This is a genomic window from Streptomyces sp. BK79 (assembly GCF_044142145.1).
Classification (GTDB): Bacteria; Actinomycetota; Actinomycetes; order Streptomycetales; family Streptomycetaceae; genus Streptomyces.
The window spans coordinates 28,383-38,670 of record NZ_JBHVOC010000038.1; the positions used below are offsets into that span (position 1 = coordinate 28,383).

General features: G+C 73.2%; 9 protein-coding genes. 3 read left to right on the top strand and 6 right to left on the bottom strand.

Annotation, left to right across the window (positions count from 1 at the left end; genetic code table 11):
* Positions 1 to 243: 243 nt before the first annotated feature.
* Both ACFIF2_RS33860 and ACFIF2_RS33865 read right to left on the bottom strand, forming a co-directional pair.
* Positions 244 to 1,470 carry an LCP family protein gene (locus ACFIF2_RS33860; RefSeq protein WP_395577119.1) on the bottom strand — a complete coding sequence of 409 codons (1,227 nt, stop codon included), beginning with the start codon at positions 1,468 to 1,470 and terminating at the stop codon, positions 244 to 246.
* A gap of 69 nt (positions 1,471 to 1,539) precedes the next feature.
* Positions 1,540 to 2,304: a TIGR03089 family protein gene (locus ACFIF2_RS33865; protein WP_395577120.1), complete on the bottom strand. Its 765-nt coding sequence runs from the start codon at positions 2,302 to 2,304 to the stop codon at positions 1,540 to 1,542.
* A gap of 139 nt (positions 2,305 to 2,443) precedes the next feature.
* Here ACFIF2_RS33865 and ACFIF2_RS33870 point away from each other — a divergent pair, with 139 nt between their 5' ends.
* Both ACFIF2_RS33870 and ACFIF2_RS33875 read left to right on the top strand, forming a co-directional pair.
* Positions 2,444 to 3,826, top strand: coding sequence for a peptidoglycan recognition protein (locus tag ACFIF2_RS33870; RefSeq protein ID WP_395577121.1), 1,383 nt, complete (start codon positions 2,444 to 2,446; stop codon positions 3,824 to 3,826).
* A gap of 103 nt (positions 3,827 to 3,929) precedes the next feature.
* Complete coding sequence (locus ACFIF2_RS33875; RefSeq protein ID WP_395577122.1) at positions 3,930 to 5,012, top strand: sugar phosphate nucleotidyltransferase; 1,083 nt, start codon at positions 3,930 to 3,932, stop codon at positions 5,010 to 5,012.
* Positions 5,013 to 5,283: 271 nt separating this feature from the next.
* On the opposite strand, the gene ACFIF2_RS33880 is transcribed toward ACFIF2_RS33875, so the two are convergent.
* The 4 genes from ACFIF2_RS33880 to ACFIF2_RS33895 form a co-directional block, all read right to left on the bottom strand.
* Positions 5,284 to 6,273, bottom strand: a complete 990-nt coding sequence (locus ACFIF2_RS33880) for a DNA-3-methyladenine glycosylase family protein (RefSeq protein WP_395577123.1) — start codon at positions 6,271 to 6,273, stop codon at positions 5,284 to 5,286.
* A gap of 66 nt (positions 6,274 to 6,339) precedes the next feature.
* Positions 6,340 to 7,659 carry a coenzyme F420-0:L-glutamate ligase gene (locus tag ACFIF2_RS33885; protein WP_395577124.1) on the bottom strand — a complete coding sequence of 440 codons (1,320 nt, stop codon included), beginning with the start codon at positions 7,657 to 7,659 and terminating at the stop codon, positions 6,340 to 6,342.
* The gene (gene cofD, locus ACFIF2_RS33890; RefSeq protein ID WP_395577125.1) at positions 7,656 to 8,615 is read right to left on the bottom strand and encodes a 2-phospho-L-lactate transferase; all 960 of its coding nucleotides are present in this window, start codon (positions 8,613 to 8,615) and stop codon (positions 7,656 to 7,658) included. The genes ACFIF2_RS33885 and cofD overlap by 4 nt, the downstream gene beginning before the upstream one ends.
* 44 nt (positions 8,616 to 8,659) lie before the next feature.
* Positions 8,660 to 9,178 carry a cysteine dioxygenase gene (locus ACFIF2_RS33895; RefSeq protein WP_395577126.1) on the bottom strand — a complete coding sequence of 173 codons (519 nt, stop codon included), beginning with the start codon at positions 9,176 to 9,178 and terminating at the stop codon, positions 8,660 to 8,662.
* A gap of 688 nt (positions 9,179 to 9,866) precedes the next feature.
* Between ACFIF2_RS33895 and ACFIF2_RS33900 the strand changes: the two genes are divergently transcribed.
* A complete protein-coding gene (locus tag ACFIF2_RS33900) occupies positions 9,867 to 10,130 on the top strand; it encodes a WhiB family transcriptional regulator (protein ID WP_003975777.1) in 264 nt (87 codons plus the stop codon).
* The last annotated feature ends 158 nt before the right edge of the window (positions 10,131 to 10,288 follow it).

Here is a 10,288-nt window from a genome sequence, read left to right on the forward strand (position 1 = left end):
GCGCCCTCCCCTCAAGGCGCCCGGTCCAGCTCGCTCGGTGCCCGGCCCCGGGCAGAAACTCCTGACCGCGGGCACACCGGAGCGCTCACACTAACCGGCCCGTTCGGTACAGGTCGACGTCAGTGACCCATTCCTCAGGGCTTACAACTGGGCAATCCGGCTCATTTCTTGGAAACTTCCCGCACTTCAGGGTCCGATCCCGCCTCCGCCCCGGGCGAGCCTTGCGGGGTTTTGGAACGCGCTTTACCCGCAGATGTCCTCGGCGGCGGTGTTCCCGCTGAAGGTCGGCGCCGGGGAATCACCGGTTCCGGGTTCCGGGGACTTTCCCGCGCTCTTGGGCGCGTCCCGCTCCGGCGCGGCCTCGACCGCCACCGGTTCGTCCGTCCGCAGACGGGTGAACAGCCGCTCGGCGTCGGGCTCCACGAGTTGGTCACGATTGGCGTCGCCCGCGTACGACTCCCTGGGAACGGTCAGGAATTGCACGCGTTCGGTGGGAATGCCGCGCAGCCCCCGGACCAGGTCGTACAAACCGCGCAGGCTCGCCAGATCCGGATCCGTCGTGAGGGAGGAAGTCGCCGCGTCCAGAACGGGATACAGCTTCACCGGATTCAGCAGTACGTCATTGCTCTGCACCTTGCTGACGAGCGCACCCAGAAAGCGCTGCTGCCGGTCCATCCGGTCGGTGTCGCTGCCGTCGCCGAGCGATTCGCGGGCGCGGACGTAACCGAGCGCCTGCTCCCCGTCGAGGGTCACCCGGCCCGCGGGCAGCTTCAGCTTCGCGGCCTTGTCGTCGACCGGCTCGCGCAGGCACACCTCGACGCCGTCGAGCGCGTCGACCAGCTTCTTGAAGCCCTGGAAGTCGACGACCACGTGGTGGTCGACGCGGACGCCGGTCAGCTTCTCCGCCGTACGGATGGTGCACGCCGAACCACCCGCCGCGAAGGCGTGGTTGAACTGCGCGAACACCGGCGCGGTGCGCGAGCCGTCGGGGCGGCGGCAGCCGGGCACGTCGACCATGAGGTCGCGGGGGAGGGAGACCGCGGTGGCGCTGTCCCGGCCGGCCGCCAAATGCAGCAGGATCGTGGTGTCCGACCGCTCCGTGCCGCTGTCCCGCCCGTAGCGCGCGTTGCCGTCGCCGGACCGCGAGTCCGACCCGATCAGCAGCACGTTCTGCGCGCCGCGGACCAGCGCGGTGGGCCGTTCCCTCTCGTACCGGGCGAGTTCGGCGGCCGCCGCCTCGTCCGCCGTGATGTTCCCGGACAGCTTGGCGTACACCGCCCACCCGGCCCCCGCGGCACCGGCGGCCAGGACGGCGACGGCCACGCCCGTACACCCCAGCCGCCGCCTGCGGCGCCGCCGCCGCCCGACCCCGGTCGCGGACGCCCCGGGCCCGGGCACCTTCGAGGGCGTGCCCGCGTCGTCGTCGCTCACGTCTCCCTCCGTCCCGCTCCCGTGCGCTCCTTCGACCATGACCCGGGCGGGCGCCGGGCGGGGAACGGGGCTGGGCCGAACGGGGGGGCGGGTCGGACCCGCCCCGGGTCAACGAGCCGTCGCGGACACCCTCTCGGCCTCGATCCGCTGGTCCACGACCCCCGCCGCCGCCTGCTCCAGGTGCCGGCACAGCACGACCGACCCCCCGCTCGCCAACGGCCCGTACAGGCCCGCGCTCAGCCCTTCCCACGTGTCGTACGGCAGCCCCGACAGGATCCGCGCCCCCGGCCCCGTCAGTCCCAGCCCCGACGCCTCCGCGCGCGCCCGCTCCACGACCTCGGCCCCGCTGAACTCCCGCCCGGCCACGATCAGCGCGGGCGCCTCCGGGTCCACCGGCGCGTACGGCGCGAACCGGTCGCCCTGCCCCGGCACTTCCACCGCGTAGTCGCTGAACCCCTCCGGGGGAGCGGGCAGGAACCGCCCCCCGAGCGGCCGCAGCGCCAGCGCCACCCGGGCCCCCGGACACGCCCTGGCCGCCTCCAGCGACTCGGGTTCCGGACCGCTCACGACCACGTCGGCCGCCGCCGGGTCCCCCGACACGTCGGCGACGACTCCCACCGACGCGCACGCCAGCAGCCACACCGCCGTCTGCCAGTGCGCGGGCAGCAGGAGGGCGACCCGGTCGCCGGGTTCGACGGACAGTTCGTCCTGGAGGAGGTTGGCGGTCTTGGCCACCCAATTGGCGAAGGTGGCCACGGACAGTTCGACGCGTTCGCCGGTGGCGTCGTCGTAGAAGGTCACCAGGGGGCGTCCCGGGTCCGCGGCGAGCGCGGAACTCAGCAGGTCGGCAGGGGTGCGGTCGGTCGCGTTCATCCGCGCAAGGGTACGCGGGCCCACGGCCGCGCACCGGGCGTACGGCGTACCGACCGGCCACCGGATCGGACGAAAACGCCCTACGGCCCGTCAGTTCACGGATGGACAGATTTGTCCGGTGATGTCCACGATCAATGGCATGCGTGGATTCCTTGCTTCCTCGATCGGTGTCACGTGCGCGGCGGCCCTGGCCCTCCCGCTCGCCCCGCCCGCGTCCGCGTCGGCCACCGCCGTGTCGGCCCCGTCCGCGGCGTACGCCCCCGGCGGCACCCAGTCGTTGCCCCTCGTCCCCCTGGCCGACGACCGCGCCCCGGGCGCCGCCCAACAGGGCGTGCCGCGCCGGGACGTACGGCGGTTCTCGCTGGTCGGTGTCGTCTGGGACGACCCGGCCACCGAGCTCCACGGCCACGTCCAGGTCCGCACCCGCGCCACCGCCACCGGCGCCTGGTCCGGCTGGCAGGAACTGGAGACCCACAACGCCGACCACGCCGCCGACCCCGGCACCCCCGAGAGCACCTCGGGCCGCGTCCGCGGCGCCACCGCCCCGCTGTGGGTGGGCGACTCCGACGGCGTGGAGGTACGGGTACGGGCGGAGAGCGCCGCCGGAGGCCCCGGTGCCGCCGGAGCGCCCGGAGCCCACGGGGCCGCCGACGGCACCCGGGCCGCCGTCCCTCCCCGCGCCGCCGCGTCCCCGCTCCCCACCGGCATGCGCCTGGAACTCGTCGACCCCGGCGAGGGCACCGCGTCCACCGTCGCCCCGGCGACGGAGGAGGGTGCCCGCACCACCGACATGAGCACCGCGTCCGCGGAAGCCTTCGCCGCCTGGGCCGCCAACGCCGACCTCGCCCCGGTCGGCGCCACCGAGATCCCGGCCCTGAGCCGCGACCGGACCGAGGCACAGCTGCGGGGCAAGCCGTACGTGGGTCCCCGCCCCGGCATCACCACGCGCCGCGGCTGGGGCGCCGACGAGAAGCTGCGCGAGAAGAAGTTCGTGTACACGAAGAAGATCAAGGCGGCCTTCGTGCACCACTCGGCCACGGGCAACAACTACACCTGCAAGCAGGCGCCGTCAGTCATCCGCAGTATCTACCGCTACCACGTCAACAGCATGGGCTGGCGCGACATCGGCTACAACTTCCTCGTCGACAAGTGCGGAAAGATCTACGAGGGACGGGCCGGGGGCGTGTCCAAGTCGGTACTGGGTGCCCACACCCTGGGGTTCAACTCCAACAGCATGGGCATCGCCGTACTCGGCACCTACGGCTCCAAGAAGCCGTCGTCGGCCGCGGTGAAGGGGATCGCCCGGCTCACGGCGTGGAAGCTCGGTCTGAACGGCATGAATCCGCGGAGCAAGACATACCTGAAGTCCGGCGGTGGCAATCTCTACCGAAAAGGCAAGAACGTACGACTGAACGTCATCTCCGGTCATCGCGACGGCTTCGCCACCAGTTGCCCCGGCAAGAAGCTTTACTCCAAGCTCGGCACGGCCCGCTCGACGGCGGCGAAGTACCAGGGCCGCTGAGGGCGGGACACCGCACGACCACGAAGGCACCAGGGAACGGTCTGCATACACTGGCCCGCCGAAAGACAGTTCGGCCGGTCCCGGCAGGAAGCAGAGACGACAGGTGACAGAAGCGATCCTCCTGGTCGGCGGCAAGGGCACGCGGCTGCGGCCGCTCACGGTGCACACGCCGAAGCCCATGGTCAGGGCGGCGGGGGTGCCGTTCCTCACGCATCAGCTGGCGCGGGCGAAGGCCGCGGGCGTCGAGCACATCGTGCTCGCGACGAGCTATCTGGCGGAGGTCTTCGAGCCGTACTTCGGCGACGGCTCGGCCCTGGGACTCCACCTCGAGTACGTCACGGAGGAGGAGCCGCTCGGCACCGGCGGCGCGATCCGCAACGTGGCGTCGCGGCTGCACTCCGGACCCGACGAGCCGGTCCTGATCTTCAACGGCGACATCCTGACCGGCCTGGACATCGGCGCGCTGGTCCGCACCCACGAGTCGACGGGCGCGGACGTCTCGCTGCACCTGACGAAGGTGACCGACCCGAGGGCGTACGGCCTGGTCCCCACGGACGACACGGGCCGGGTGCTCGCCTTCCTGGAGAAGCCGCAGACCCCCGAGGAGATCGTCACCGACCAGATCAACGCGGGGGCGTACGTCTTCCGGCGCTCGGTCATCGACACGATCCCGGCGGGCCGCCCCGTCTCGGTCGAACGAGAGACCTTCCCGGAACTCCTCGCCACCGGGGCGCACCTCCAGGGCCTGGTCGACTCCACGTACTGGCTGGACCTCGGCACCCCGGCGGCCTTCGTACGCGGCTCGGCGGACCTGGTCCTGGGCCGTGCCCCGTCCCCGGCGATACCGGGCCGCTGCGGGGACCGCCTCGTCCTGCCCACGGCGCGGGTCGCGCCCGACGCCAAGCTGGCCGGCGGCACGGTGGTCGGCGAGGGCGCCTTCGTGGCGGAGGGCGCGCGGGTCTTCGGCAGCACGATCCTTCCGGGGGCGGTCATCGAACCGGGGGCGGTCATCACCGACTCCCTCATCGGCACCCGCGCCCGCGTCGGCACCCGCTCGGTCCTCACCGACACGGTCATCGGCGACGGCGCGGTCATCGGCGCCGACAACGAACTCCGCTCCGGCGCCCGCATCTGGTGCGACGCCCACATCCCCCCAGCCGCCCTACGCTTCTCCCCGGACGCGTAACCCGCCGACGGCGGGGCGGGTACCCCCGCCCCCCGCTGCGGGCCGTCGCCTGCCCCGCCCTCCCCAGCTGCGGGCCGTCGCCTGCCGCCCGTAGCTGCGGGCAGTCGTGCCGCTGGGGCGGCACGGGTGGGCGGTGGGGGTCCCCCCGCTCGAGCGAAGCCGAGAGTGGGGGAGGCACCCCGCAACGCCGGGCCGCGACCCCACCCCCGGCCCACCCCCACGCCGGGCCGCGTCAAATGCCCCACCCCCACGCCGGCCCTCCCGGCAACCGTCAGAGCCGCTCGATCCCCCGCGGAGCCATCCGCGGCGCCCGCCTCCCCGGCACCCGCCCACTCAACAGCACCAGCCGAGCCGCCCGATGCCGCTGCCCGGCATACGGCTCCAGCAACCGCAGCATGACGGAGTCGTCCGCGTACCGGTCCCCGCCCAGCGCGAACCCCACGATCCCCGGCAGATGCAGATCCCCCACCGTCACCGCGTCCGGCGCCCCGTGACTGCGCTGCACGGTCTCCGCGGACGTCCACGGCCCGATCCCGGACACCAGCTCCAGCCGCTCCTGCGCCGCCGCCGGCGCCATCCCGGCCGCCTCCTCCAGCCGCGCCGCGACCCGCACGGCCCGCAGGACCGTCGACGCCCGCTTGTCGTCCACGCCGGCCAGGTGCCACTCCCAGGACGGGATCATCGCCCACGTCCGTGCCCCCGGCATGACACACATCCCCCCGGGCGCCGGCCCCGGCGCCGGCTCCCCGAACTTCCGCACGAGCACCCGCCACGCCTGGTACGCCTCCAGCGTCGTGACCTTCTGCTCCAGGATCGACGGGATCAGCGACTCCAGCACCAGCCCGGTCCGCGTCAGCCGCAGCCCCGGCCGCCGATGCCCGGTCAGCGCCAGCAACCGGTGCCGCGGCACGAACGCGGACGGGTCGTCGTCGGCACCCAGCAGCCGCGGCAGCCGCTCCAGCAGCCATTCCGCTCCCGGCCCCCACGCCTCGCCCCGCACCTCACCGCCGCGCGCGGTGAGGTGCAGCGTGCCCGGCCCGGCGGGCGTGCGGCTGGCCCGCCACACCGACCCGTCCGGCATCGTCCGGTAGGTCGGGTCGCCGGGCCCGCGCCGCAGGGGCCCGAGCACCAGCCCCAGCTCCAGCGGCCCGTCCGGCACGTACACCCGTACCTTCCCCGGCGCGGCGGCCTGCCGGGGTACGCCGGTCCCCCCTACGCGCACCACGGCGGGCGTGGGGCGGGGAGCGAAACGTCCGGCCACGAGAGAGGTCCTTGGGAGGGGAGGAGAGCAGAGGTCCCTACGAGGGTAGAGGCTTGGCCACCCGGCTCACCGCACCTCGATGAAGCCCTCCGCGTCCCGCGCGGGCCGTGCCCGGGGCTCCTCGGCCGGGTGACCGACCGCGACCGCGCCCATCGGGTCCCAGTCCGCGGGCAGTCCCAGCGTCTCCCGTACGACGTCCCGGCAGAACATCGTCGAGGACACCCACGCGGAACCCAGCCGCTCACCGGCGAGTGCGACGAGCAGGTTCTGCACGCCGGCGCCGGTGGCGACCACGAACATCTCCCGCTCGGCCCCGTCCCGCCGCGCGTCCCCGTACGTGTGCGAGCCGTCCATGACCAGGCAGGGGACGACGAGGTACGGCGCGTTCCGCAGCACGTCGCCGCGCCTGACCCGCTTGGCGATCGACTCCTCGCTCTTGCCGTCCCGGCGCAGGTCCGCGATCCAGGCGTCCCGCATCGCGTCCAGCAGCCGGGTGCGGGAGCCGGCCGACTCCAGCAGCACGAAACGCCACGGCGTGGTGTGGTGCGGGGCCGGCGCGGTCACGGCCGCGGCCACCGCGCGGCGCACGGCGCCGGGATCGACCGGCTCGTCCGTGAAGGCCCGTACCGTACGCCGCTGGGTGACCGCCTGGCGTACCGCCTCGGACGTGCCCAGCCGGAACATGTCGTCGCGCGCGCCGCGCACCATCGCCCGCGCGCCCTCGCCGTCGCCCTCGGCCACCACCTGCGGCAGTCCCCGCACGACGGCGACGGGCAGCCCCGCGGCCTTCCCCTTGACCAGGTCGCCCGCGGCGGCCAGCTCGTCGGCGGTGGCCACGACGGTGGCGCCGAGCGGATTGCCGTGCGCGTCGGTGCCGCCGCGCAGGTCGTCGAGGACCCGGACGCCGGCGGCGCCGATCGCCACGTCCGTCAGCCCGGCCCGCCAGGGCCGCCCGAACGTGTCGGTGACGACGACGCCGACGTCCACGCCCAGCGCGTCGCGCAGCCCTTCCCGGATGCCCCGCGCGGAGGCGTCCGGGTCCTCGGGGAGCAGCAGCACCGTGCCCGACGGCGTGTTGGAGGCGTCGACCCCGGCCGCCGCCATGACCAGGCCCTGGCGGTTCTCCACGATGCGCAGCGTGCCGCGCCGGGCCACCACCCGCACGGTCTCCGCGTCGATCGCGGCCTCCCGGTCGGCGGCCCGCACGACGCGGCCCTCGGCCTTGGACACGATCTTGGAGGTGACGATCAGCACGTCCCCGTCGGCCAGCGAGGGTTCGGCCGCCGCGATCAGCTTGGCCAGGTCGTCGCCCGGCTGGACCTCGGGCAGGCCGGGGACGGCCCACACCCGGTACCCCTCCCGGCGGCCGGGAACGCCGTCGCTCATGCCTCCCGCACCTCCTCCGCCAGGGTCAGCGCCTCGTGGGCCATCCGCGCCGTGGCGTCGAGATCGGTCATCATCAGCGGGACGGCGCGGCAGAGGATGCCGGCCGCCTTCACGCGGGTGACGGAGTCCGCGTCGACCGTGTCGACCAGCCAGCCGTCGAGCAGGCCCGAGCCGTAGTGCTCGGCGACCGCGGCGGCGGTGGACTCCACGCCGACCGCCGCGAGCACCTTGTCGGCCATCCCGCGCACCGGCGCGTCCCCGACGATCGGGGAAAGGCCGACCACCGGCACCCCGGCGTCGGCGATCGCCTCCCGGATGCCGGGCACCGCGAGGATGGTGCCCACCGAGACGACCGGGTTGGACGGCGGGAAGAGGATCACGTCCGCCTCCGCGATGGCCTCCAGCACGCCGGGCGCCGGCTTGGCCCGCTCGGCGCCGACCGGCACGACCGCCTCGGCGGGGACCGAGGCCCGCAGCCGTACCCAGTACTCCTGGAAGTGGACCGCCTTGCGCTCACCGTCCAGCTCGACGGCGACGTGGGTCTCCACGCGGTCGTCGGTCATCGGGATCAGGTGCACGCCGGGCTTCCAGCGGTCGCACAGGGCCTGGGTGACCGCGCTGAGCGGATACCCGGCGGTGATCATCTGCGTCCGCACGATGTGCGTCGCGAAGTCGCGGTCGCCGAGGCCGAACCACTCGGGTCCGACGCCGTACGCCGCGAGCTCCTCCTTGAGGTGGAAGGTCTCGTCCGCCCGCCCCCAGCCCTGCTCCTCGTTGATGCCGCCGCCGAGGGTGTACATCACCGTGTCGAGGTCCGGGCAGACCTTCAGCCCGAAGAGGTGGATGTCGTCCCCGGTGTTGCCGATGACCGTGATGTCCGCGTCCGGCGCGGCCTGCTTGAGACCACGCAGGAACCGGGCACCGCCGATGCCGCCTGCCAGAACCACAATGCGCATGGGCCCAGTCTCGCAGGCGGGTGCGACAGGGCGTCAGGCAGTCGTCACCGCGCCGGTACCACGCCGGCGTCCGGGACGTGGGAGGTGGTGGCCGAGCACTGGGGGGCGTGCATGGGCATGGTGGTGAGACCCGGGTAGTAGACGTGCAGGCTGACCGCCGGCTCCAGCGCGTCGTTGACCACCTCGTGCGCGTACCCCGGCGCGAACACCTGCTGCCTGCCCGCCCGCAGCGCGCGCGTGCCGCGCTCCGTGTGCTCGGTGAGGGTGCCGTCCAGGACCGTCCACACGCCCGAGGAGGGGCCGTGGTCGTGGCGTCCGCTGCCCTGGCCGGGCAGCCAGGACAGCAGCCAGACCTCGTAGCCGGGGCCGGTGCGCAGCCGGTGGTACCAGCGTGTCGTCGCGTCGTAGCGGACGAGGTGCTCCCACTGCGACCGGTCGGCGGCGAGGGAGCGGGCCAGGCCGGCGAACTCGGCGACGGTGGCCGGGTGCTCGCGGGGTGCCTGGAGGAGGTGGGGGACTTCGAGGATGTCGCCGGCGATCTGGAGGTCGCTGTCGCTGTTCATGGGTGGAGTGGTTCCTCGGCGGAAGAGAGCGGGGAGGGACGGCGAAGAGCGCCCGGGTGGGGCGGGAACAGACGGTCGGGCCGAGTGGACCCGGGACAGCCGGAGCGCGGTCGGCTCAACAGCTGGAACAGCGGCAACAGCTACAGCGAGCGCGGGCAGCACCGTGGGACCCGGCGGTGCGGGTCGAGGTGAGTGCCAAGTTCGCGAGCATGCCCACAAGGACAGCGGTTCACACCAGCACTGTCAACTCGATGCCCGTTATGTGGGACATGGTTCACCTCATCCGGTTCATCTCGCAGGCGAAAGGTTTGCTCAGGCGCTTCCGGGACACAAGGCGCACAAGCCGGGCGCACAACCCCCGTTGCGATCCCGTGATCCGAATGTGATCAGGTTCGCTTCGGCGTGTGTATCGGAACGGGATCGAACGCCCGGGCGTCCTTCCTTGCGCGGGCTCCGCGGTGACGCCGCGCGGGGGCGGGTGCTCTTGCGGCCTCTTTGGTCTGTCAAGGTTTATGCCGATTTGAACACTTTCCGCATTGCCTTGGTTCCGCAGAGTGAATAAGGGGCCCAATAGCAGATCTCGGCTTGACTCGCCCGGAGCAGCACACTTGTAATTTCACTCGTGTCGTTCAGCCGGAATCGGTAACGGCTGGATCACGGGGACGCGAAAGACGGACGAGGGGCGCACATGACCGAGCTGGTGCAGCAACTGCTGGTCGACGACGCGGACGAGGAGCTCGGCTGGCAGGAGCGCGCACTGTGCGCCCAGACCGACCCCGAGTCCTTCTTCCCCGAGAAGGGCGGCTCCACCCGGGAGGCCAAGAAGGTCTGCCTCGCCTGCGAGGTCCGCTCCGAGTGCCTCGAGTACGCCCTCGCCAACGACGAGCGCTTCGGTATCTGGGGCGGCCTGTCCGAGCGGGAGCGCCGCCGGCTGAAGAAGGCCGCCGTCTGACCGCCGGCCCGGCCCGCCGTCCCCGGACGGCGCACCTCCGCATGTGCATACCGGCAGGAACGGCACGAACGGCCCGTCGCGGGTGAGTTGTCCACAGGCGGCGGGCCGTCCTCCTGCCCAGCCGATAGTGTGGGCGCTCGTCCGAGACGCCCCGCCAC

What these genes read in the sequence shown, in the direction of transcription:
- ACFIF2_RS33860 (WP_395577119.1), bottom strand. Translation starts at nt 1,470, where the DNA reads ATGGTCGAAGGAGCGCACGGGAGCGGGACGGAGGGAGACGTGAGCGAC.
- ACFIF2_RS33865 (WP_395577120.1), bottom strand. Translation starts at nt 2,304, where the DNA reads ATGAACGCGACCGACCGCACCCCTGCCGACCTGCTGAGTTCCGCGCTC.
- ACFIF2_RS33870 (WP_395577121.1), top strand. Translation starts at nt 2,444, where the DNA reads ATGCGTGGATTCCTTGCTTCCTCGATCGGTGTCACGTGCGCGGCGGCC.
- ACFIF2_RS33885 (WP_395577124.1), bottom strand. Translation starts at nt 7,659, where the DNA reads ATGAGCGACGGCGTTCCCGGCCGCCGGGAGGGGTACCGGGTGTGGGCC.
- cofD (WP_395577125.1), bottom strand. Translation starts at nt 8,615, where the DNA reads ATGCGCATTGTGGTTCTGGCAGGCGGCATCGGCGGTGCCCGGTTCCTG.
- ACFIF2_RS33895 (WP_395577126.1), bottom strand. Translation starts at nt 9,178, where the DNA reads ATGAACAGCGACAGCGACCTCCAGATCGCCGGCGACATCCTCGAAGTC.
- ACFIF2_RS33900 (WP_003975777.1), top strand. Translation starts at nt 9,867, where the DNA reads ATGACCGAGCTGGTGCAGCAACTGCTGGTCGACGACGCGGACGAGGAG.